Origin of the sequence: Halopiger aswanensis, assembly GCF_003610195.1 — an archaeon.
GTDB lineage: Archaea > Halobacteriota > Halobacteria > Halobacteriales > Natrialbaceae > Halopiger > Halopiger aswanensis.
This window is the reverse complement of the sequence record NZ_RAPO01000003.1, coordinates 448,034-470,275: the sequence shown is the minus strand read 5'-3', so window position 1 is coordinate 470,275 and position 22,242 is coordinate 448,034. Positions and strand designations below refer to the sequence as shown.

At 64.8% G+C, this 22,242-nt stretch carries 24 protein-coding genes, 2 tRNA genes and 1 pseudogene; 14 read left to right on the top strand and 13 right to left on the bottom strand.

Features of this window, described 5'->3' with window-relative positions; genetic code table 11:
- Positions 1-2 precede the first annotated feature (2 nt).
- The 5 genes from ATJ93_RS16245 to ATJ93_RS16225 all read left to right on the top strand — a co-directional run bounded on the left by ATJ93_RS16245 (position 3) and on the right by ATJ93_RS16225 (position 3,075).
- On the top strand, positions 3-500 hold the full coding sequence (locus ATJ93_RS16245; protein WP_147376659.1) for a hypothetical protein: 498 nt from the start codon (positions 3-5) through the stop codon (positions 498-500).
- Positions 501-845: 345 nt separating this feature from the next.
- The gene (locus ATJ93_RS16240) at positions 846-1,382 is read left to right on the top strand and encodes a hypothetical protein (protein WP_120245685.1); all 537 of its coding nucleotides are present in this window, start codon (positions 846-848) and stop codon (positions 1,380-1,382) included.
- A gap of 42 nt (positions 1,383-1,424) precedes the next feature.
- A complete protein-coding gene (locus tag ATJ93_RS16235; RefSeq protein WP_120245684.1) occupies positions 1,425-1,892 on the top strand; it encodes a hypothetical protein in 468 nt (155 codons plus the stop codon).
- A gap of 16 nt (positions 1,893-1,908) precedes the next feature.
- A complete protein-coding gene (locus ATJ93_RS16230) occupies positions 1,909-2,445 on the top strand; it encodes a hypothetical protein (protein WP_120245683.1) in 537 nt (178 codons plus the stop codon).
- 258 nt (positions 2,446-2,703) lie between these two features.
- Positions 2,704-3,075 carry a hypothetical protein gene (locus ATJ93_RS16225; protein ID WP_120245682.1) on the top strand — a complete coding sequence of 124 codons (372 nt, stop codon included), beginning with the start codon at positions 2,704-2,706 and terminating at the stop codon, positions 3,073-3,075.
- A 39-nt stretch (positions 3,076-3,114) separates the two neighbouring features.
- On the opposite strand, the gene cysE is transcribed toward ATJ93_RS16225, so the two are convergent.
- The 3 genes from cysE to ATJ93_RS16210 form a co-directional block, all read right to left on the bottom strand.
- The gene (cysE, locus tag ATJ93_RS16220; RefSeq protein ID WP_120245681.1) at positions 3,115-3,627 is read right to left on the bottom strand and encodes a serine O-acetyltransferase; all 513 of its coding nucleotides are present in this window, start codon (positions 3,625-3,627) and stop codon (positions 3,115-3,117) included.
- Between the two features lie 178 nt (positions 3,628-3,805).
- On the bottom strand, positions 3,806-4,474 hold the full coding sequence (locus ATJ93_RS16215) for a metallophosphoesterase family protein (protein ID WP_120245680.1): 669 nt from the start codon (positions 4,472-4,474) through the stop codon (positions 3,806-3,808).
- Positions 4,475-4,527: 53 nt separating this feature from the next.
- The gene (locus tag ATJ93_RS16210) at positions 4,528-5,118 is read right to left on the bottom strand and encodes an IMP cyclohydrolase (protein ID WP_120245679.1); all 591 of its coding nucleotides are present in this window, start codon (positions 5,116-5,118) and stop codon (positions 4,528-4,530) included.
- Positions 5,119-5,238: 120 nt separating this feature from the next.
- Here ATJ93_RS16210 and ATJ93_RS24095 point away from each other — a divergent pair, with 120 nt between their 5' ends.
- The 3 genes from ATJ93_RS24095 to ATJ93_RS16195 all read left to right on the top strand — a co-directional run bounded on the left by ATJ93_RS24095 (position 5,239) and on the right by ATJ93_RS16195 (position 7,059).
- The gene (locus ATJ93_RS24095) at positions 5,239-6,027 is read left to right on the top strand and encodes a homing endonuclease associated repeat-containing protein (RefSeq protein ID WP_120245678.1); all 789 of its coding nucleotides are present in this window, start codon (positions 5,239-5,241) and stop codon (positions 6,025-6,027) included.
- A gap of 140 nt (positions 6,028-6,167) precedes the next feature.
- Positions 6,168-6,240, top strand: a tRNA-Gln gene (locus ATJ93_RS16200).
- 141 nt (positions 6,241-6,381) lie between these two features.
- Positions 6,382-7,059 carry a rhodanese-like domain-containing protein gene (locus ATJ93_RS16195; protein ID WP_120245677.1) on the top strand — a complete coding sequence of 226 codons (678 nt, stop codon included), beginning with the start codon at positions 6,382-6,384 and terminating at the stop codon, positions 7,057-7,059.
- A 15-nt stretch (positions 7,060-7,074) separates the two neighbouring features.
- Here the strand turns inward: ATJ93_RS16195 and ATJ93_RS16190 are convergent, their stop codons facing one another.
- Positions 7,075-8,424, bottom strand: coding sequence for an oxidoreductase (locus tag ATJ93_RS16190; protein WP_120245676.1), 1,350 nt, complete (start codon positions 8,422-8,424; stop codon positions 7,075-7,077).
- A gap of 200 nt (positions 8,425-8,624) precedes the next feature.
- Between ATJ93_RS16190 and ATJ93_RS16185 the strand changes: the two genes are divergently transcribed.
- A complete protein-coding gene (locus ATJ93_RS16185; RefSeq protein WP_245977616.1) occupies positions 8,625-8,774 on the top strand; it encodes a hypothetical protein in 150 nt (49 codons plus the stop codon).
- 164 nt (positions 8,775-8,938) lie between these two features.
- Here ATJ93_RS16185 and ATJ93_RS16180 read toward each other — a convergent pair whose 3' ends face one another.
- Positions 8,939-10,138: a S8 family peptidase gene (locus ATJ93_RS16180; protein WP_120245674.1), complete on the bottom strand. Its 1,200-nt coding sequence runs from the start codon at positions 10,136-10,138 to the stop codon at positions 8,939-8,941.
- Between the two features lie 404 nt (positions 10,139-10,542).
- The gene (locus tag ATJ93_RS23755; RefSeq protein WP_281271577.1) at positions 10,543-11,028 is read right to left on the bottom strand and encodes a zinc-binding dehydrogenase; all 486 of its coding nucleotides are present in this window, start codon (positions 11,026-11,028) and stop codon (positions 10,543-10,545) included.
- On the opposite strand from ATJ93_RS23755, the gene ATJ93_RS23750 reads away from it, so the two are divergent.
- Positions 11,023-11,131: transfer RNA gene (locus tag ATJ93_RS23750), tRNA-OTHER, on the top strand. The genes ATJ93_RS23755 and ATJ93_RS23750 overlap by 6 nt on opposite strands.
- 89 nt (positions 11,132-11,220) lie before the next feature.
- Here the strand turns inward: ATJ93_RS23750 and ATJ93_RS24550 are convergent.
- Positions 11,221-11,550: pseudogene (locus ATJ93_RS24550) on the bottom strand (alcohol dehydrogenase catalytic domain-containing protein); the annotation flags it as partial.
- A gap of 206 nt (positions 11,551-11,756) precedes the next feature.
- Here ATJ93_RS24550 and ATJ93_RS16170 point away from each other — a divergent pair.
- Together ATJ93_RS16170 and ATJ93_RS16165 are read left to right on the top strand one after the other, a co-directional pair.
- Positions 11,757-12,821, top strand: a complete 1,065-nt coding sequence (locus ATJ93_RS16170; protein WP_120245672.1) for an amidohydrolase family protein — start codon at positions 11,757-11,759, stop codon at positions 12,819-12,821.
- Positions 12,821-13,675, top strand: coding sequence for a metal-sulfur cluster assembly factor (locus ATJ93_RS16165; protein WP_120245671.1), 855 nt, complete (start codon positions 12,821-12,823; stop codon positions 13,673-13,675). Before ATJ93_RS16170 ends, ATJ93_RS16165 begins: the two co-directional genes overlap by 1 nt.
- An 83-nt stretch (positions 13,676-13,758) precedes the next feature.
- Here the strand turns inward: ATJ93_RS16165 and ATJ93_RS16160 are convergent, their stop codons facing one another.
- The 4 genes from ATJ93_RS16160 to ATJ93_RS16145 form a co-directional block, all read right to left on the bottom strand.
- A complete protein-coding gene (locus ATJ93_RS16160) occupies positions 13,759-14,934 on the bottom strand; it encodes an LEA type 2 family protein (protein WP_120245670.1) in 1,176 nt (391 codons plus the stop codon).
- A 177-nt stretch (positions 14,935-15,111) separates the two neighbouring features.
- Positions 15,112-15,639 (bottom strand): KEOPS complex subunit Cgi121, encoded by a 528-nt coding sequence (gene cgi121, locus ATJ93_RS16155; RefSeq protein WP_120245669.1) that lies wholly within the window; start codon positions 15,637-15,639, stop codon positions 15,112-15,114.
- A complete protein-coding gene (locus ATJ93_RS16150) occupies positions 15,639-18,056 on the bottom strand; it encodes an ATP-dependent DNA helicase (protein WP_120245668.1) in 2,418 nt (805 codons plus the stop codon). Before ATJ93_RS16150 ends, cgi121 begins: the two co-directional genes overlap by 1 nt.
- Before the next feature lie 85 nt (positions 18,057-18,141).
- Positions 18,142-18,807: a DUF6498-containing protein gene (locus tag ATJ93_RS16145; RefSeq protein ID WP_120245667.1), complete on the bottom strand. Its 666-nt coding sequence runs from the start codon at positions 18,805-18,807 to the stop codon at positions 18,142-18,144.
- 151 nt (positions 18,808-18,958) lie between these two features.
- Between ATJ93_RS16145 and ATJ93_RS16140 the strand changes: the two genes are divergently transcribed.
- Positions 18,959-19,396 carry a universal stress protein gene (locus tag ATJ93_RS16140; RefSeq protein ID WP_120245666.1) on the top strand — a complete coding sequence of 146 codons (438 nt, stop codon included), beginning with the start codon at positions 18,959-18,961 and terminating at the stop codon, positions 19,394-19,396.
- 40 nt (positions 19,397-19,436) lie between these two features.
- On the opposite strand, the gene ATJ93_RS16135 is transcribed toward ATJ93_RS16140, so the two are convergent.
- The gene (locus ATJ93_RS16135; protein ID WP_120245665.1) at positions 19,437-20,645 is read right to left on the bottom strand and encodes an inorganic phosphate transporter; all 1,209 of its coding nucleotides are present in this window, start codon (positions 20,643-20,645) and stop codon (positions 19,437-19,439) included.
- Positions 20,646-20,774: 129 nt separating this feature from the next.
- Entirely contained in the window at positions 20,775-21,851 is a 1,077-nt protein-coding gene (locus tag ATJ93_RS16130; protein WP_170155595.1) for a poly-gamma-glutamate hydrolase family protein, read from the bottom strand.
- 124 nt (positions 21,852-21,975) lie between these two features.
- On the opposite strand from ATJ93_RS16130, the gene ATJ93_RS16125 reads away from it, so the two are divergent.
- A complete protein-coding gene (locus tag ATJ93_RS16125) occupies positions 21,976-22,221 on the top strand; it encodes a ferredoxin (protein WP_013879002.1) in 246 nt (81 codons plus the stop codon).
- Positions 22,222-22,242 lie beyond the last annotated feature (21 nt).

Genomic DNA, 22,242 nt, shown 5'->3' with positions numbered 1-22,242 from the left:
ACATGGGTGATAAGCATGATAAGATCGATATAGAAGTCGAATCACCGCCGGCTGACCATCTACAGAAAGGATGGATGCCAGGTGCCGACATGCGTATCCACCCGGGTGGAATTGAGGACGGAGAGGATCGTCCTTGGGATGACGTGAGCCTGCCGAACGAAGTGTTCCCTGATCTGCTCCGGTGCATGGCTGCGATCCTCGAGGACGAGGAGTGCGCTGCAGAGTTCGATATGGGAGAACTCGAATTCACACCTGTCCCAGAGAACGACGCCGTGGGCGTGTATTTCCACATTGATGAACTGCCACGAGACGTCCGGAATGATGCACCGGAGCTCGTCGATCGTACTGCGCTCGTCAAGGAGATTTACACGACCATTAGATGGTGGGCCGATGAAGCACTGTCGGCTAACGACGATTTAACGGATACTGATTGGTTTCAGCCGATTGATACAGCGCTCACAGAGGCTGAACAGGTTCTCGAAGAAGAGGAGATTCGATAACTACCGGTACCGGATCTGGTGAATCACCTACTGCATCGGGTTGTAGTGTCTCGCTATTTTCCTGTAACCAACCGATCAGTCCGCCACCACCGGATTTCTCATGGACCAGTCGCGCTCGTTCTGACATGACGGCTCGAGCGACCGAATCTCTTCTGACCAGTCACCGGTGCCCTAAATACTATTTCCGTCCAAAAGAGAACGGATATCTCGATAATGGTATCGATAATATGCGGGTCCTCGTATTGCCTAATGGGAAGTTGAAACTGCATATCCGCTCAGTAGATCTGCTGTCAAGCGGTGGGTACCGCAACTAAACGACGGGGACGGAGGGTTTATCGATACAACATGAACGAAACTGCGCCCACTGACTCGGCGACGATCACGTTCCACTACGACTCGGAGTACCGGCAGAGAGTTTCCGAGAAGCAGAATCCGGACGGATGGATCGAGGTCTCGATAGCGGTCCGCGAGATGTACATATGGGGGAGTTCCGACAGCGGCGTAACGGGATTCGCATGTGGAATCGTCCTCAACCTACTCGACTCGGTGGATGCGGTACTCTCTGACGAGCGCTACATAATCGAGTTCGAATTCGGACCATCTTGGATGGTAGTCGAACCGTGGGACGACGAAGCGGTCAACGTGGCGAAAAGCTCGACCTTGATGGGTGCTCGAAACCCGGACGACCGCCTCGATATTGACACCTCTCGACCTGTATTAAAAGAGGCGTGGATCGAGGAAGTCGTAGAAACTGCTCGAGACTTTCACGATACAGTTATCGAGATGAATCCGAACCTGCGGACTCGGGACGTGATGGAGCAAATTCGGGAAGAAATCGCCAGGGCTGAAGAGCCCAGAAGCAACACCGATCGAGCCTCGTAGAAGACGTGGCTCGGGAGGGTCAACGATGCGACTGCTACCCGGATGCTCGTCGGCTACGGCGAGGGCGACCTCGAGGCCGATCATCTCCGCCGAATTACCGATACGTTGATCGACTCCAGCATAAGTGCGAGCGACCTCCTAGAGGTCGTCCGTAGTAATGGTAATCTCGGCGAGACTCGGTGGGTTGTGAAGAAGCAGAACGACGTCCCGGGGCTCGACAACGACATCGTCTGGATTGAACGAGGTGTTCCCGGAGATGACGGGACCGGATGGCGCCACATCGATGACAAACACACGAGTGACCTCGTAAATAAGTACGAATCTATCGATAGTTCCGACGGCGTCGAGAGTCTCGTGAACAGTATCATCCGAAACCCGGACAGAGTCACGACCACTAGCGATGGTAAGGCGGTCTTCGTCTACAAGGTAGAATCGGACAAGAAACCAGTCACGGTCTACGTGGGATCGAACGGGTTCACTCAAACAGCATATCCCCAAAACCTGCCGTAGATACCTACTGATCACGATGGAACTCATCAATGCACATATCGACGACGTCGGGCCGAAAAACGGACAGCCACGCATCATCGTCTCGGTAGACGGAACGAAGTTTGGCGTGTTCGACGGCTACAAGCAGAGCAAAGGCGGCGCTCTTCAGGTTGCGACTGCCGAGTGGCTCGAACAGAGAGACGTGGAAGTACTACTAATGGCGACGATGACGACAGAAGTGGTCCCCGTCGAATCCGGGGAACGTTTGATCGACCCGTCGACAGACAATCCGACTGGATGGCAGGACCACGCGTTCCAGGGGACCGTCGAAGCCGTCGTTGACGATACCGCCACGTTGCTGGAGGAGATACGGCTCGTAGACGGATTCGAACCGGGTGATCGAGGGCGGGGACTCGATCCTGCGTCCCTCGAGGACCTCTCTTCGGCAGTTATTTCACTCGGATGCGGAGCGATGCTGCTCGATCTTTCAGACGTTGATCAGGAAGTCACGACGAGTGAACATGTACGCTTTGTAAGCAGCCGGATAGACGTGCTGGGGTACAGGCTGCCGTAACTCCCGACCTTCCGTCGATCGACTCTTTTCTCAGGGGACTGTCGCCCGATCAGCTAACAGTCTCTGCTGGCCAGAGCTCCACCGGAAAAACTCCGAATGCTGCGTCAGGGTCGCGGTCGAGAGCGATGCGATTTCGACCGCAGTGCGCCGGCGCGACTTGGAGCACCGCGAGCACCGCCGTGACGCTTCACTCGAGGAGACGGCCGGTTTGCGATCTCCGGGTGCCGCTTTATGACTGTCGCGCTGGCGCGTACACCTATGAGCCAGCGCGACCACGAAGACGCCGCATACACTGAACTCACGCCCGACGCCTGGCACCAGGACGACGACGGCAACTACTACATCGACTGCCCCGAGTGCGGCTCGGCTGCGACGCTGATGAACGTCGTCAAACACGGTCGCTGCAACGGCTACCTCAACCAGCAGGAGGACGAGACCGACGTCGACGAAACCGGAATGGACTGCACCGCGAAGCTTCACCTCGAGTTGGGCTACCGATCCGATCCCGAGGAGACGATGACCGACGAGGCGGTGGGCGAGTCCTCGAGCGACGCCGAAACGGACGACGGTGTGCCGGCGTCAGAGTCGCCGCCGGGCACGGACGGAACGGTGAGCGACGAGCAGCAGTGACGGTCTCGTAGCAAGTACCTCGAGCGACGCCGTTCAGTCTCAGTCGTCGACTCGCTTCGCCGGCACGCCGACGACGGTCGCCCCGGGCTCCACGTCGTCGGTGACGACCGAGCCGGCGCCGACGGCCGCGTCCTCGCCGATCGTGATGTCGCCCAGCAGCGTCGCGTTCGCGCCGATCTGGACGCCGTCCTCCACAGTTGGATGGCGCTTGACCGGCTCGTTCGTATCGCCGCCGAGCGTGACGCCGTGGTACATATGGACGTCGTCGCCGATCTCGGCGGTTTCGCCGATGACGACGCCCATACCGTGGTCGATCGTTACCCGCCGGCCGAGATCCGCAGCCGGGTGGATCTCGACGCCGGTCAGCAGCCGCACGAGGTGCGAGAACAGCCGTGCAACGAGTTGCAGGTCCCGATTCCAGAGCCAGTTGCTGATCCGGTGGCCCCAGACCGCGTGGACGCCCGGATAGGCCAGCGCGACCTCGAGACACCTCTTCGCGGCGGGGTCGCGCTCGCACATCGCCCGAGTGTCCTCACGCAGCCGTCGAAACATCGTTCACCTCGTCGAACGCAGTCGGATCGATTACGGAGTGACGCCGTCGCCGCTGACGACGCTGGCAGCAACAACACCGGCCCCCGACGCGACGACGCTGGTCCCTGTCGATGCGCGCGGTGTGGCCGGGAAATACCATATCCGGGCATACCGGTGAGGCAGCCTAAAAGGGTTCGTTTCACTTCCCGCGCTCGAGTCGACTCCCGATCCGTTCGGGAAGGCCGGCCTCCCTGATGGCCTCCTGAACCGCGTCGATGTCGTACTCGACCCGATAGGTGTCGACGGTCATCGCGTCGAGATCGACCACCGCGTAGCCCGCTCGCGGATCGCCGTCCCGCGGTTGGCCGACGCTGCCGGGGTTGACGACGATCCCCTCCGCGTACTTGCGGACGCCCTGGACGTGGGTGTGACCGAGCACGAGCACGTCCTCGTCGCCGAGCATCCTGGCGGAGAACTCCTCGGGGTAGGTGTACCGCGTATAGCGGTCCGGATCGTCCGGGTGGCCGTGGACGAGTTTCACCCGCCCGTCGCATTCGGTACGCTCGACTGGGAGGTCCGCGAGCCACTCGAGTTGGTCGTCCGAAAGCTGTGTCTCGGCGTACTCGACGCCCGCGCGGGCCATCCCGTTGAACCGGAAGGGCGTCTCCGCGGCGACCGCGGCGTCGTGGTTCCCCATCACCGTGGGGACGTCGCGCTCCCGGAGCTCGTCGACGCAGTCGGCCGGCCAGGGGTTGTAGCCGACCACGTCGCCCGCACACAGCAGCTGATCGACCGGCGGCATCTCCTCGAGGACGGTCTCGAGGGCGACCCGATTGCCGTGGACGTCCGAGATGAGTCCGACCTTCATCGTCCTGCGCGAAGGTAACGCACGCGAGGGGTTTGTAGGTTGGCTGCTCGCGCTCAGTTGCCGTTCTCGATCGCCGTCTCGAACCCGTCGTCGGTCCGCGTGACGCCGGCCGCACAGACCGCGTGCTCGAACTCGAGGTCATAGGCCTCGCTCGCTGCCTCGGATGCGCTCTCGGCCGTGAAATCGAACGACTCGGGGGCGTTCTTCTCGTAGGTCGCGACCAGCGTCGGCTCGTCGACGGTTTCGACCAGCAGCGCGTCCTTGCGGACGGTGCCGATCAGCGCCTCCCCGTCGTCCCCGATCGTCGCCGCGATGCGTGGCGTATCGTAGTCGTCCTTCTCGTAATCCAGCGCGAGCAGGCTCTCCGCGAGCGCGTCGCGGGCGGGGTAGCCCAACTCGAGTTTCTCCGCGATCGGATCGACGTGCGAGCCGTTGCCGAAGGCGGCCGTCTCGCCCGTGGGCGTCTCGACGACCCGCAGGCAGTTGTAGGAGACGTAGGGGTTGTCCGTTTCGGGGGCGTCCTCCGTAGGGCCCACCGTCAGGGCGTCCTCGCGTTCGGTGAGCTTGCGGTTCGGGAACGATCGCGAGGAGACGCGGTAGGCGCCGACCTCGGGACCGACGACGACGAAGCGTCCGACGTACATACGCGTGGGTGCTCGAGAGAGCGGAAAAGCCGTATCGGTTTGCGATCGCCTGGCTATATTCGCCGGAACCGGGGTTGTCGTGGCCGCACGTTTATATCGGATGCCGCGACCAATCGGGGCGTGACGACCGAAGCGGAGTGTCTCGAGGCGCTGCGGGAGGCCGCCGAACGGCTCGGCGAATCTCCGACGAAGGCCGAGTACGAGGAACTGGGCTTGACGCCGGCGTCCGCGACTATCATCCGGACGTGGGGCGGGTGGAGCGAGGCGAAAGAAATTGTGGGGCTCGAGACGTCCTCCTCGAGGGGCTCTCGCGTACAACCGAAACCGGACGACATCGAGCTTCCGTCCGATCTCGTCTGGGAGGAACTTTCGGTCGATCAGCGATGGCACTACCGAAACGCCGAGTGGAATACGGAGCGGTCGTTGCGCCGCCGATCACGGCTTCGTTCGTGGCTCAACGAGATAAAGCGAAATCGAGGGTGTTCACGGTGTGGGACCGATACTGCCGCGTGTCTCGACTTTCACCACGTCGATACTACCGCGAAGGAGATGGCAGTCGGGAAGATGGTCACCTACGGCTACGGGAAGGCGCGACTTCGCGACGAAATCGAGAAGTGTGACGTTCTCTGTGCGAATTGTCACCGGAAGCTCCATTACGTACAGCCAGCCCAGAACCGTCGTCGATGGATACACAATAGGGAACGTAACGCCGGCTGTAACCGCTGTACTGCGACTGACCCCGCGTGTTTAGACTTTCATCACGACCGAAATACGAAGGAGGCATCCGTTACGAGGCTGGTCGCGGATAATCGACCGAAAGAACGAATTCGAACCGAAATAGAACGGTGTACCGTCCTCTGTGCGAATTGCCATCGAAAGGAACACTATGATCCGCCGAACTACGAATAGCCGAGCGTAGGTGTCGCTTGCTGAGGTTTGCACGCCATTCAGACTCATTCGCATCCCCGACTCAGTTCGTAACACTCTAATATACTCCCCTACTACGACCTGATACGTCGTCGGTAAGCGGAGACCGACGAAACATGTCAAGTCCCATAGGGTAGTGGCCAATCCTGAAGCCTTCTGGGGGCTTCGACCCAGGTTCGAATCCTGGTGGGACTACTCCTTTCCGTTCTTTCGACTCGAGTCTTCCCTGCGTACCGTCGGCTGGTTTCCAGTTGAAACGAAGGGGTCGGTCCAACCTGCCGATAACACGTCCGTCACCAGAAACCCTATCTTTCCATCCTCGTTAGAGGGTAATATATGAACCGACGGACGTTTCTCGGACTCGGTGGGGCGACGGCCCTCGGGACCGTCGCTGGCTGTCTCGGCGGCAATGACGGATACGAAACGACGACCACGAACGGGATCGAGGTGCCCCTCGCTCCGATCGACGACGTGTACGAGTGGTACGAGAACGACGAGGCGAACTTTGCCGATGCGCGCGGTCGGAATCAGTACGAACAGGGACACATTGCCGGTGCCGTCTTTTCGCCTGCACCGGACGGGACCGAAAACGATCCAGCCGAAGAGTGGTCGACCGATACGCAGATCGTCACCTACTGTGGGTGCCCGCACCACCTGTCGTCCATGCGAGCCGCATCGCTGATCGACGACGGGTACGAGGAGGTGTACGCGCTCGACGAAGGGTTTCAGGCCTGGATCGATAACGGATATCCACTCGAGGGATCGGCGGTCTCACAGGAGCGTACAACCTACAAGATCGAGGGACAGTCCGACGCCAGCTACGCCGGCGAGATGGTCATGCTCGAGCAGGTCGACGCCGACCGCAACGAAGCAGCGCCGATCGCCGAGGACGGGTCGTACACGCTACAGCTACATTACGCGGGGTCGACTGCGTCGCCGTTCAGAGTCGAAGCGCCCGACTACACGGTCGAAGGGACTCTCGCCGAGTTGACGAGTACCGTTATCACGCCCTGAAACCTTCCTTTCGTACTACGACTCGGACCGCCAAAATTCGTACGCCCCCTCGCGCTCGAGTTCGCCGCGCCGCCGCAACACGTCGGGCGTCCGGCAGATCCCCGGCGCGCCGGTTACCTGCGGCACCGTACAGTTGTTGCAGCTTTCGCAGACGACTCGTGGATTTTCGGTCTCGGAGTCGGTCTCGAGCAGCCGCGCGCCCAGTCGCGGTTCGGCGTAGAAGGGGCGAGCCATGCCGACCATATCGCATGCGGGCTCCGCCTTCCCCTCGCCCAGGAGCCGATCCATCTGTGCCCGGTCCCGAATACCACCCTCTGCAAGCACAGGAATCGACACCCGCTCGCGGACCCGTCGACAGAAATCCTCGTTCCAGGCGGGTTCGAAATCGTACTGGAGCGACTCGAGCCAGTTTCCGAGCGCGACCAACCGACGACGCGCCGACCCGCCGAAGGCCGCGTCGTACGCTTCCTGCAGCGCTTCGTTGTTCCAGGCGCGCTCGGGATACTCCCCGCGGACGATGCTCATGTCCCAGATAACCGACGTCTGCACGGGCACCACCGCGTCGTAGCCGATCCGCTCGAGTCGCCGCGCGATTTCGACACCGTCGGCCAGCGAGAGTTTCCGGCGGACGAGCGGCGACGGCGGTGCGGGGGTCTCGGCGGGCACCTTGGTCATCAGGGGGACGTCGCCGGCCCGATCGCGGATCTCGTCGTGGACGAGCGCGAGGAACTCGAGTCGCGCTTCGGGACTGCCGCCGAACTCGTCGTCGCGGCGGTTGTAAAAGGGCGAGCAGAACTGCTGGACGATCCCCATATTCGCCCCGGAGAGGTGGATACCGTCGTAGCCCGCGTCGACGGCGTATGCCGCGGCCCGACCGAAATCCGCCGCGAGATCGTACACCTCGTCGGTCGAGAGTACGTGCGGGTCGTAGGAGAGGAATCCCAGCCGGTCGAGCAGGCGCAACTGCCACGGCGGCCGGGAGACAGCGAGTTGCTCGAGATCGGGATGCTCGCGGCGGTACTCGGCGTGCCACGTCTCCATGCTCCGGAGGCCGCCGTGCTCGAGTTGGATGAAGATCCGGCCGCCGTGGTCGTGAATCCGATCGGTCAACCGTTCGAGACGCGAGACGAACGCCGGATCGTGAACGCGGGTCATCCCCGGCGCGGCGCAGCCGCCCTCACCGCGGACGATCGTCGCACCCTGGCAGATGAGGCCGACGCCCGACGCGGCCGCGGGCTCGAGGTCCTCGATCAGCGCGTCGACGGCGTCGGGGCCGTTGCCCGCACACTCGAGCAGCGGCGCGCGGTAGAGCCGGTTTGGAACTTCGCAGCCGCCGATCTCGACGGGGTCCTCGAGGGTGGCCATGGCGGGCGTATTCTCCGGCCGCACAAGAGGGTACTGCCGGTGCGGCGCTGCGATCGCGTCTCGTCGGTCGGTCTGGGTCGCCTTCGGAGCGGATGCGAATGTCTGAAGTATGTTCAATGATAATATACACCAATGAACCGATGCCCACCGAAACCGATCCGACGGCGGACCCGCCCACGTGTTCGACGTGCGGAATCGAAATGGAACTCAGGAATCAGGGGACCATGAAGACGATTCCAGTTATCGGACAGGAAGTCGAGTTTCGGCAGTTCAACTGTCCGAAGTGCGGCCAAGGCGCTCGATTCGAGCGAACTGGATCCGACGAGGAGTGGTTCCGGCCCGTCGGCTGACCCGTTCGGTGCGTCCGAACGCGTCAATCGCGGCCGGCGTAGATATCGTCCGCTACGCTCGTTACGACGACGCGTCTTTCGTCGCGACGAGGGACGAAACTGAGAAGCAGTGGGTCCGAAGGCGGGACGCTGTTTCGGCCCGAAACGCGGCAGTGGAAACCCGATTAGGGTGCGGTTTTCCGCCCGCTCTTTTTCGGTCGCCGCTCGGCGACGGCTGCGGCGGTAACGAGACCCGATCCCTGTTCTTCGGGCGGGAGGCCGAGATCTTCCGCGGTCTCCTTCATGAAGGTTCGCGCTTCCTCGGCGGAGTAGCCGATCCCCGCGAGTAGTGCACCCGTTCCGCTCACGTGCGGTGCCGCCATCGACGTCCCGCTCAGTTCCGCGTACCGGTCGTTCGGGAGGGTCGAGAGAACGTCGACACCGGGGGCTGCCAGTTCGATTTCCGGTCCGACGTTCGAGAACACGGCGAGGTCGTCGGTTTCGGTCGTTGCGCTGACCGCAATCACCTCATCGGCGGATGCGGGGTAACTGACCGGCCCCGATTGGTTCCCCGCGGCGGCCACCAGTAATACGTCTCGTTCGGCTGCGAACTCGAGAGCGTCCTGGACCACCGTCGAGAACGGGCCGCCGAGACTCATGTTCGCGACGTCGTAGCCCTGCGCGGCGGTCCAGAGGATACCCAGCGCGACGTCTGACGCGAATCCGACCCCGTTGCTGTTCAACACTTTGGCGGAGTGCAGCGTCGCCTCCGGTGCGACGCCGAGCACTCCGAGCCGGTTGTCGAGCGCGCCGATAGTGCCGGCGACGTGCGTTCCGTGTCCGAAATCGTCGTCCCACGCCGTCTCGCACTCTCCTCGGCACGGAGTGACTGCGATGCCGTCGCCAACGTTCGCACGAAGGTCCTCGTGAGTCGGATCGATTCCCGTATTGATCACTGCTACGTGAGCGCTCTCGCCCCGGATACCGGCCGCGTGAGCGGTCGGCGCACCGATGCGTTCGATACCCCACGGCACCGTCTGACCGGTCGGATCGCGATCCTGTACCGCCTGCGGCGGAAGGATGAGTCGGTACACCGGATCGATCTCGACGAACTCGATGTGATCGGAGCCGGCGAGGTCCTGCACGGCGTCGAGCGTCGACTCGATGGTGATCGCGCCGATCGGGTCGATTTCGTGGACGACGCCGTTTGCCGCTTCTCTTGCTAGTTCGGCTCCGTGCGGGGTCGCGTATCCGATGTTGAATCGTGCTCGGTCGTCGAGGTCGAGCAGCGTCCGTTCTCCGTCGGACTCCTGGGCGGTGACGCCGACCGAGCCCGCGAGGCCGCCCAGCGCCAGTCCCGTTCCACTTACCGCTTTGAGAAGCATTCGTCGATCGATATGCCCGTTATCTAATCCGTCGATCTGCATTACACGTCCGCAGAGAATATCCGCACAAATTGTATCATTCTCACTATAACTTGCTATTCGAACGCTGAATCGTATATGTCCGAGCTATATCGGAGTCTGCGAGTACGCCGCCGATCGGAGTGAAAATCGGCCGAGAGGAGTATCAATTATGAAGATTATATACTACTGTACTTCCGGAATACTCTGTCGAGAAGACTCATTCACCCGATGCAGACGAATGAGTGCGTGGTGTCGGCGACTCGTCAGCGGTTGTTGGTTGCGCTCTCGGAGGTGAAACTCTTCCCGTACGGATCGTTCACGGTGCCGTACGGCGGCTGATTCCCGCTGCGGCGAGCGTGGAAATCGGGGCTCGCCACACTGCGTCAGGGCGGCGTCACGACCGCCCGGCCCTCGATCTCGTTGTGCTCGAGCCGTTCCGCGACCGTGTTGATGTCCGCGAGGTCGTACCGTTCGGTCCGCAGTTCGACGTCGCCGCGATCGACCAGCGCGACGAGTTCCTGCAGTTCGGCGTACCGGCCGACGAGCGTCCCCTTGAAGGAGAACTCGCCGTCGACCAGCGCTTGGCAGGGTTCGTGGATGTGACCGCCGTAGCCGACGATGTGGTGGTCGCCGCCGGCGGCGACGATGTCCGGTGCGGCCCCGGTCGTCTCGTCGGCGCCGACGAAGTCGAGCACCTGCTGGGCGCCCTCGTCGTCGGTCAGGTCCGCGACGGCGTCCGCGAGGTCCTCCTCGGCGGAGTTGACGGTGTGTCGCGCCCCCAGATCCTCGGCCAGCTCGAGCGCTTCGTCCTTGACGTCGACGGCGAGGATGTCGGCGGCGGTCATCGCCTCGAGACACTGGAGGCCGATGTGGCCGAGGCCGCCGATGCCGATGACGACGCAGGCGTCGCCGGGGTTCAGTTCGTCGACGGCCTTCTTGGCGGCGTGGTAGGCCGTAATCCCCGCGTCGGCGTGGGGCGCGATCTCGGTCGGATCGACGCCGTCGGGCAGCGGGATCACCGCGCGCTCGTTGGTCTGGAGGTACTCGGCGAAGCCGCCGTCGGTCGTAAGCCCGTTGAACGCCGAGTTCTCGCAGTACATGTCCTCGCCGAGCCGACAGGGCCGGCAGATACCGCAGGTCTGGACGGGGTGACAGATCACCGGATCGCCCTCCTCGACCAGCGTGACCTCCTCGCCCGTCTCGGCGACGATGCCCGCGTTCTCGTGACCCAGCGTCATCGGCAGGTCCTGGGGGGCGTAGTCGGTCCACATCCCCTCGATGATGTGGTTGTCCGTCTGGCACCAGCCCGCGCCCTCGACCTCGACCAGCACCTGATCGGAGCGCTCGAGTTCCGGGCGGTCGACGTCGTCGATCTGCAGCGCCTCGCTCATGTCCTCGGTGTACTCGTGGAGTCGAGCTGCTTGCATGGTAGCACACCACACTTCACCGCACACGACGTAAACGTTCACCCCGCCTCTCTGTAGCCGAATATGTTGACTGAATGTCTACAATTCACGCAGATAAGTGTCGCTCTCGGTGGCAGTTCGCTAATTTATGGGAAAGAATAATTAAGAACCATGTTGACTGCCAGCGTGCTATGTATCAGCATGACGGTGAGGATGTCTTCGTCATCGACGCCCACGTGCACCTGTGGGACGCGACCGAGGAGAACATCCAGCACGAGGGGGGCGAGGAGTTCATCCAGTGTTTCTACGACTACCACACGACGTTCACGCCGGACGACCGACAGTGGTCCATCGAGGAGTACCGCAAGTACGGCGCCGACCGGATGGTCGAAGACATGTTCGGCAACGCGGCGGTCGACATGGGCATCTTCCAGCCGACCTACCTCACGGACTTCTACGAGGAGGGGTTCAACACCACCGAGCAGAACGCCGAACTCGCCGAAGAGTATCCCGAACGGTTCGTCCTCAACGGCTCGTTCGACCCCCGCGACGGCGACGAGGGCCTCGAGTACCTCGAGGAACTCCACGAGACCTACGACGTGCCGGGCGTGAAGCTCTACACCGCCGAGTGGCGCGGCGACTCGAAGGGGTGGCGCCTCGACGACGAGGAGGCCTTCGAGTTCCTCCAGAAATGTTCCGATCTCGGCATCGAGAACATCCACGCGCACAAGGGGCCGACCATTCGACCCCTCAACCGCGACGCCTTCGACGTGGCCGACGTCGACGACGCCGCGTCGTCGTTCCCGGAACTCAACTTCATCGTCGAACACGTCGGCCTGCCGCGGCTGGACGACTTCTGCTGGATCGCCGCCCAGGAGAACAACGTCTACGGCGGGCTCGCGGTCGCCGCGCCGTTCGCCCAGAACCGCCCCGGTAAGTTCTCGGAGATCATGTCCGAACTGCTCTGGTGGCTCGGCGAGGACCGCATTCTGTTCGGCTCCGACTACGCGCTGTGGAACCCCGACTGGCTCGTCGAGGAGGTCATGGAGGCCGAGTTCCTGCAGGAACACCGCATGGAGTACGGCGTCGAGTGGGACTTAGAGACGAAGAAGAAGGTCATGGGCGAAAACGCCGCGGAACTGTACGACATCGACCTCGAGGCGAAGCGCCGCCAGTTCCAGGACGACGACATCAGCGAGCGGTTCGGCCTCGAGGACCACTACGCCAGCGGGGAACCAGCCCCCGCGGACGACTGATGAGCGAAACCGAGTCCGACGGCCGCGCCGGGCCTCCCGTCCCGACGCGGGCGGCCGTCCGCGACCGACTGGATCGGGTCACCGATCCCGAACTCGACCGCTCGATCGTCGAACTCGAGTACGTCGACGCGATCGAGATCGACGGCGACCGCGTCACGGTCGAGTTCACGCTGCCGACGGCGTGGTGCTCACCGGCCTTCGCCTGGATGATGGCGGTCGACGCCCGCGACGAGGTCGAGTCGCTGCCGGGCGTCGAGGCAGCCCGCATCGTCCTCGACGAGCACATGCACGCCGAAGAGATCAACCGCGGCGTCAACGAACGGCTGTCGTTCGCCGAGTCGTTCCCCGACGCCGACGGCGACGTCGCGGCCGTCCGCGCGGACTTAGACGAGAAGGCCCGCGTCGTCCGCCAGTACGACGCCGTCGAAGCGCTGCTCGAGGCCGGGTTCGAGCCCGCGACGATCGCTTCCCTGCGGCCGGTCGATCTCGAGCGGTACGGGTCCGAGGAGACGGACGACCGGTCCGAAGACGTTGCGAGCGACGGCGACGACACCGATCGGCTCGCCATCTCCGTTCAGGAGGGGGCAGTCGTCGTCACCGTTCCCGCGGCGCCGATCGACCGCTACCTCGAGAAGGCCCGCGAGACCGGCGTGCTCGAGGAGTCGACCGAGCCGCTGTTTCGTACGCCCGACGGGGAGCCGATCGACCCCGAGTCGTTCGACCTCGTCCACCAGCGGGGTCGCCTCGCGCAGGTCAACATGTCGAGTCAGGGCGGCATCTGCGACGGCCTCCGCGAAGCGAGGGAGCGGCGGTTCGGCAGCGAGACGGGCGACCCGGAGACGGCGGACGACTGACTCAGTGCGGCGCACGGCGGTGGCGGCGGAGAATAGGGACGACTACGAAATCGGGTGAATCCGGGCTCGAGAAGCGCGCTTCCTTAGATACCGATCCGGAGCGGGCCGTCGGAACCGCTCTCGTCCGACTCGGTTTCGTTCGTACCGTCGCTCTCGGTAGCGTTCCAGTCGGTCAGATCGAGTCCTCCGTCGCGGTCGTCGAACGCGTCGCCGTCGGGGGTCGCCCACGGCATGACCTCGCAGCCCCGCTGCTCGAGGCCGGCCTCCTGGTCGACGAAGATGGCGGTCCGCATGTCGTAGTTACAGCGGATCGCGTCGCCGTCCTCGGGAATCGTCACCGTCTCGCCGTTGATGTTCATCGCGAGTTGGGCGCGCATCTCGGCGTCGGTGACCTCCTCGTTGTCGACGTGGGTCGCGAACCACGAGACGACGTCGTCGTTGTCCATCGAGGCGACGAACGTGATCTCGCGGGTGCTCCGGGGCGGGATCGTCGTGTCGTAGGCGGCGTCGAGCAGTTCGACCTCGTGGGCGTCCCACTGGGCGACCATCTGCTCGTTGAACTCCATCTCACCCGTCAGCGCGGGCGTCGGCAGCGGATAGGCGTTCGGGTTGTGCACCTCGAAGGTGAGGTGGAGTTCGGTCCGGTTCTCGGTCACCTCGCCCCACTCGGCGTCGGTGTCGCGAATTTCGACCGTCGGCTCGACCAACTCCCGCTGCGGCCCCGAGCCGGTCTGGACCGGCGACAGCGAGTGCTCGCCCTCGTGGGCCGCCAGCGACTCCTCGATCATCGTCTCGAGGTCCGTCTCGATCTCGTCCTCGTGGGTGTAGGTGGGCGATCCCGAGAGCGGACCGAGGCTGGCGTGGGCCGTCACGTCGGCCGCGAGTTCGCTCACCTCGTCGTTTCGGACGTGCGAGACCCACCACGACGGCAGGCGCTCGTAGCGCAGGTCCGTCCGAATCTCGGTCGTCGAGTTGCCGGAGGGCACCGCGACGCCGTCGACCGATCCGTTCGCGAGGTCGACGTCGTTCATCGCGAGGTCGTACTCGAGGGTCACGTCCTCGAGTTCGATCCCGGGGTTGGGGTTGTCGATCCAGACCGTCGAGATTACTTCGATCCGCTCGTCGGTGACCTCGCCCCACTCGTTGTCCGCGAGGCCGGCATCGGGGAGCCCGACCGCGCCGACGGCGTAGAGTCCGCCGAGCGCGCCGGTGGTACAGACGCCGAGCGCGAGGACGACCGTCATCACTTTCCTGATCATTCGTGCGAGCCCAGGCGCCGATGTCCAATATAGATGGTTGGTTCGGAATCGGCTACAGACGCCGTATTTGACACGATAACGACGCGATCGGACTACACCGCGCAGCGTAGTGTCTCGAGCTTACAAGTTCGGCGAGACTGCGAGCGGATCGACGCCGACGGCGGCGGTGCAGCGCGGCTACTTCTCGACCTCGAGCAGCGCGACCCGCTCCCGAACGAGCGCCGCGAGCGACGCGTCCGTCGCCGCCCGTTCGGCGTCGGTAATCTCGAAGAAGTCACACAGCGTTCCCTCGTCGGTCGACTCGAGCGTCGGAGTGCGCTCGAGGCACGCCTCGAGCGCCGTGACGTCCTCGATCGCAGCGGCTTCGTTTTCACCGTCCGCCTCGTCGTTTTCGTCGTCGACGCTATCGACCAGCACGACTGCCCGATTCTCGCCCTCGCCGACGCCCATCTCGAGCGCCCGATCGATCTGCCGGCGGCCGGCGGCGTACAGCAGGATTTCGACGGCGCGGTTCCGGGCGACGTTATCGCCGCGGTCGATGGCTCGGTCGGCCAGTTCGACCGCCCGCTCTACGTGCCGGCGGTCGGCGACGTAGCGGGCGTCGAACGCCTGAATCGTCACGTCGTGTCGGTCGCCGATCTCGTTGAGGTCGGCGACGAACGAATCGAGGTCGTCGATCTCGAGTCGGCATTCGAGCAGTTGCATCAGAAATCACCCAGGCTGGATTGGCTCTCGTCGGCATCGGCCGGGTCGGCCGTCGCGGCGCCGCCGGAATCGGTCGATTCGTCCTTGCGACTCGAGTCGCCAGCCGCTCCGCCGGCATCCGGGCTCGTCGGTTCCACGCCGTCCATCGAGGGATCCTCGCGGCCGGCGTTCTCGAGGATGTTCTCGGCCGTCTTCTTCCCCTTGAGGACGTTCAGGACGACGCCCTTGTCGGCGCTGCGCAGGTCCGCGGGTTCCTCGATGCCGGCCTCGTAGAGCCGGCGGGCGCGCTTGCGGCCGACGCCGCCGACCGAGACGAGCTCGAGCAGTTCGTCGCTGACGCCGTGTTCGACGCGGGCGCGGGCCTCCCGGACCGCGACGGTCCACTCGCTGTCGATCTCCCGCGCGAGGGACTCGGCGGCCCCGAGCAGCCACTCGGCGGTGTCGACCTTCCCGCGGAGGTCGCCGGGGCCGATCTTGTACCGCTCGGTGATCCGCTCTTCGTCGTCCTCCTCGGCCCAGTCCTCGAGCAGTTTGCCCGTCTTCAGCGCCGCGAGCCAGTCCTCGAAGCGGTCCTCCTCGAACTCGCTGGGCGCGTCCCCGAGCAGTTCGGCCTCGCGCTCGTAGTAGAGCTCGCCGAACTTTTCGTCCTCGCCGGAGCGCAGGTAGAGTTCGTACATGTCCGGCGTGCGCGAGACGAGTTGGTAGAGCCCGAGGGCCGTCGGCCGGTCGTCGGCGCTTTCGAGCCCGTGGACGATCTCGGCGGCGCTCATCGGATCGAGGTAGAGCCGCGAGACGGTGTGGCCGAGGCTGGTGGCCTCGAGTTCCTCCTCGCCGTCGTTTTGCTCGGCGAGGTCGGCGGCGGAGGTGAACCCACCCGCATCGGCTTCGGCGTCTCCTGCGCCGCCGCCAGAGCGCTCTCGCGGTGACCCGCTCGAGGATCCCGAGGTGCGTGGCGCCTCGCGTTCGATAAAGTCGTTCCGCTCGAGGTAGTCCAAGACGTCGTCGGTCACCCGCTCGAGCCGCCCCGGTTCGCTCGACTGGCTCGCGTACAGCGTCGCCTCGAGGAACTCGAGCAATCCGTCCCGCGTACGGGCGAATCCCGAGGCGATGGTCGCCAGCACGTGCGTCCGCAGTGCGGGTTCGGCCGCCAGCTTCGACCGGACGGGCTCGGGCTCGGCCCAGACGTACCGGTCGAACAGCTCCTGGCTCTCGTCGTGGTTCTTCGCCAACAGGACGGCCTCGCCGTAGGGGTCGAGTCCCGGCCGGCCCGCCCGGCCCATCATCTGGTGGATCTCGAGGACGTCCAGCGGGGCCATCCCGCCGGCGCTGGGGTCGAACCGCCGCCAGTCGCGGACGATGACCCGCCGCGCGGGGGTGTTGACGCCGGCGGCCAGCGTCGGCGTCGCGGAGATGACCTTCAGCAGCCGGTCGCGGAAGGCGTCCTCGACGATCGAGCGCTGGGTAGAAGAGAGCCCGGCGTGGTGGAAGGCCGCGCCGCGCTCGACGCAGTCGGCCAGATCGCGGCTCGTCTCGGTGTCGCTGTCGTCGCGGATCTCCGCGGCGAGGTCGGCGAGTTCGGCCTCCTCCTCGGCCGTGAGTTCGCGGCTCGAGACCTGGCCCAGCCGGCGGGCGGCGGCCTCGGCGTTGCGCCGCGAGTTGACGAACACGAGCGAGGAGCCGCCCTCCTGCAAAATGTCCCGGACGAGCGCGGCTTCCTGCTTCTCCGATCCCTCGACGGGTACTTCTCTGGTCGAGCCGTCGTCGAAGTTCAGCGCGTTCCCGTAGTGGACGCCCATGCGCAGATCGATCGGCCGCCAGTCGGTCTCGACGAGTTCGGCGTCGAGCCAGTCGGCGATCTCGTCGGCGTTGCCGACCGTCGCCGAGAGCGCGACGGTCTGTAGATCGGGGTTGAGCTTTCGGAGTTTGGCGAGGGTCACCTCGAGCGTCGGCCCCCGATTCCGATCGTCGATGAGGTGGACCTCGTCGCTGACGACGCAGGTGAGATCGGAAAGCCAGTCGGCGCCGTTGCGAACCAGCGAGTCGACCTTTTCGCTGGTTGCGACGACGATGTCCTTGGTGGCGAGCCAGTCGCTGGTCGATTCATAGTTGCCGGTCGCGACGCCCGTGGTCACGCCGAACTCCTCGTAGGCCTCGAACTCCGCCTTCTTCTCGCTGGCCAGGGCCCGAAGCGGAACGATGTACAGCGCCTTCCCGCCGCGCTGGACGGCCGACAGCATCGAGAGGGCGGCGATCATCGTCTTGCCGCTGGCGGTCGGCACCGCGGCGACGAGGCTATCGCCCTCCGTCGCGCCGGCCTCGACGGCCTCGGCCTGTGGCGGATAGAGCTCCTCGATGCCCTGGTCCCGAAAGTGGGCAACGGCACCGGGTGGGAGCCCGGACAGCTCCTCGACGTTCATTACCCGTCTTTGGCGCGTCCCGTGGTTTAAACTGTCGTCTCGGCGGCCGAACCCTCCGCTCGAGAATCGAATCTGCTGGCTCTTCTCACGACTCGGACACCGCCTCGAGAGCGCGCTTGCGCTCTCGCCGGTGGGCGATGAGATCGGCACAGGTCTTGAAGAACACCAGCACGACGATCACTCCCGTCGGAGTTCGGGTAAACTGGGTCGCACCCAGGCCGAAGATGAGGGTCAGCAGGAGCGCCCAGAATCGCGGTGCCGGCTCGACCAGCAACGATACCGGGCCCCGCCGTTCGTACTCCCGCAATCCGACGTACTCGTACCAGTACGAGAAGATGTGGTAGCCGATGAGACTGACGCCCGCGAGGGCGACGGCGTCCGGACTCGCTAGTTCCAGAATCGCCTCTTCAGTGAACGGGATGAGGAGAATGAATCCACCCGCGAAAAGCCAGATGCCGACGTAGTTCAGGACGAGCGCGTCGGCGACCTGTCGATTTGACTCTCCGATGTACGCTTCGGGCGGCTCGCCGTCGACTTGCGTCCACGACCGAATCTCTGCCGGATCGTCGGTTCCTTCGGCTCGAAGGATCTTCGCCGCGTAGACCGCCAGAACGACCCCGGTCTCGAGCCAGTAGACGATCAGGAGCGCGTGCGCCTGCCAGTCGTACCACCGGATCGCGAGCACCGACGCGAGATTCGCGAGGAGTACCCAGACGAACGCCGTCTGCGATCGCTTCCGCGAGGAACGCACATCGAGAACGTACGCGCCGCTAACAATCAATTTATTGACTTCTTCTCGCGCATGCTCGAAACCCTTCACAGATCGGTACTTCCATCGGGGCGCGCTGTCTGTCAACCCCTGCGAGCGATAGACCGATGCCGGTGGCGACCGAAGACGGCGCATGGCCGATTCGGACCCGGACCGCGTCCTCGTCCCCGCGCTCGGCCGCCCGCGGGAGGACGAGGCGCTGGCCTACGCCCTCGAGACGTTTCCCAACGCCGACGTCACGCTGCTTTCGGTCGTGACGCCGCTTGACGCGCCGCTCAGCGAGGGCGGCGTCCTCGAGCGCGACGACGAGCGAACGGCGCAGGCGCGCCGGAAGTCGCAAGCCCTGCTCGAGACCGTTCCGCGCGCGAAACGGGATCGCGTGCGGATCGACACCGTCGAGGGACGGCCCGGAACGGTCGTTCCGCAATACGCGAGCGACGAGGCCGTGGACCACGTCGTCATGTACGGCCACGATACCCGGTCGTCCGGATTCTTGCGTCGCTTCCTCGGCCGCGGTATCGCCGCGACGGTCGTCGAGCGGACCACCGAGCCGGTCACGGTCCTCGAGTAAGGCCGACTGGATGCGCTCGACTCGAGCGGCGGATTCGGGATCAGCCGCCGAGAACCGCCGCGAGCCCCCGATAGAGCCCGTAGCCGACGGCGGTCGAACTGCCAAGCGTCAGCAGCCAGAACGCGATCGTCACGCCGATCTTGCGCCGCGAGACGCCGGCCGATCCGGCCGCCAGGCCGCCGCCGATCACGCCCGAGAGGACGATGTTGTTCAACGAGATCGGAATCCCCAGCGCGATCGCCACCTGCGCGATGATGAAACCGGGGACGAGCGCCGCGATCGAGCGCCGGACGCCGAGCTGGGCGTACTCCCGCGAGGTCGCCTGCAGGAGCCGCGGCGCACCCATCCAGGCGCCGGCGAGAATCCCCGTCGCGCCGATCGACAGCAACACGATGCTCGGCAGCCCGAGTTCGGTTCGGAAGAGGTTCTCGAGCGGCCCCGTCGCGAGCCCGACCTGCGACCCGCCCGACGAAAAGGCGACGATACCGCCGAGGACGAGCAGGAACGAGCGGATGCCGTGCTCGACGGAGGCGAGGACCCGCTTGCGAACCCAGTAGAACGCGAGGGCGCCGGCGCCGATCGTCACGAGGGCGGCTCCGAGGGTGACGTCTCCGACGAGCGTCGGGCCACCCCCGAACCGGCGAGCGAGAAACCGGGCGAGCGTCCCCTGGCTCGCTACCGGATCCGGAATGACGCCCAGTCGAACGTTCGCGAGGATCGCCCCGACGATGCCCGCCAACAGCGGGACGCCGATCGATTCCGGCACGTCGTCGCGCCGGAGGATCGTCGCCGTCGCGTACGCGAGCCCCCCGGACATGATCGGCACGAGCAGCCAGAAGGTCCCGAGTCGCCGGTAGGTCGCCACTGCCGGATCGCCGCCCAGCGCGAGGCCGACGCCGACCATTGCGCCCGTCGTCGCGAACGCCGCGGGAATCGGATACCGCGTGTAGATGCCGATTCCCATGAACGTCGCCGCGGTGAGCAACCCCGCGGTGGCCGCAAGCGGCGTGATCGCGACCCCGTCGATGAGGTCGGCGCCGATGGTCTCCGAGATGCTCCCGCCCTGCATGAGCGCCCCCGCGGTCGCGAGTAGTCCGATGACGAACGCGGCCCGCATCGTCGAAATCGCGTTCGCGCCGATCGCCGGGGCGAACGGCGGCGAGTTGCTGTTGGCGCCGAGGACCCACGCCATACACAGGCAGGCAACGATCGCGACGCCGATGACTAGCGTAGACGACGGGGTGACCATTCTGTCCGCTGTTCTTCCACAACCGCCGGGAAAAGCGTTGACTCGAGGCTCACCGACCGACGACCGCGCGTTCGATCGTCCAGCCGGCCCGGCCGCTGTTGGTCCGGTCGCGGCGGCTGCTGACGGCTGCTACTCGAGCAGCGTCTCGAGCCCCGAAACGACGCCGTCGGCGACGGCGCGCCACTGGCGCTGTCGCACGCCCGACGGCTGCTCGATCTGAATGGTCCGGCCAACCGGCGCGGACTCGTTCAGAATGTTCGTCGGCGCGGCGCCGTCGTAGTCGGTCGCGTCGCCGCTCGCCAGAACGACGTCGACCCCGTCGATGCGGGCGCTGATTTCTTCGGCGACGAGTTGTCGATCAGCCTCGCTGGCGGTGCCGCCGACGAAGACGGTCTCGTCCGCGTAGCCGTGGAACGACACGGCCCAGTCGCCGGGCTGGTCCGACAGGCCGTCGAGCAGCGGGAACGACCGGCGGTTGATCTCGGTCGAGGGAACGTGCCAGCGGCTGTACGCGCCGCCGCCGTCGTTGAATCCAGCACAGATCCAGGCCAGATCGCCGCGCAGGTTCGCGACCCGTTCGGCCTGAAAGTCCGTGCCGTACTCGACGAAGCCGCCGTGGGGCGCCATCGCGAACACGTCGGTCGTCTCGTCGTCCTCGCCGACGAGATACTCGACGTACTCGTCGTTGTACCGGCCCAACTCGCGCGTGTCGTAGCTCGGATGAACCGCCCGCCCGCCGAGCGTCGCCGCCGCCGAATCGCTCGCCCCGATCCGCTCGAGGCCGCCTTGCGTCAGTCGAACGGCCGTCCCCTCGTGGGTCGAGACGATCGTGTAGACCGCGTCCGGAAAGCCGCCGCTGGCGTCGTCGGCCGCAATCCGGATCTGCTGGCCGCGCTCGAGGGCGGTTCCCTCGGTCGTCTCGCACGGCACGGAGCAGTACCTGCTGGCACTCGAGCGCGTGTTCCAGTCGGCGGTCGTTTCTGCGAGCGAGACGTCCCACTGAGACATCGCGGCACAGCCGTCGGTATCGTCCTGCTGTACCGCGGCGAGGTCGCCGTTCTGATCGCTGCCTGTCCCAGTGACGGCCGCACCGGGTCGCAACCCGGCCGTGACCGCGCCCAGTCCCAGGAGCCCCGCGCCGAGGCCAAGCATCCGCCGTCGATTCGTCCCGTCTGCCCCTCCCGATCTGTCTGAGTTACCAGCCATGCAGTCATATACCTCACCTCTCTAAACTTAAATTCAACATCAAAATAATACGTATTTTTATAACCTGCGGTGGGTCGATCGGCGTCCCGTCAGGGCTTTACCGATGTCGGCCGAACGGGCTCCTATGAAGGTCGAATTCGACGAGGACGTCTGCATCGGGATGTTCCAGTGCGTCGCCGAGTGGGACGCCTTCGAGGAGAACAAATCGACCGGCAAGGCCGACCTCGCGGACAGCGAGGAGGTCGAGGACGGCGTCTTCGTTCGGGAGGTGCCCGACGACGCGGAACTCGACGCGAAGTTCGCCGCCCGGACCTGTCCCGTCGACGCGATCAAAATCTACGACGACGACGGCGAGCAGTTGATTCCCTGAGGATCGGCCTCGGTTGCACCT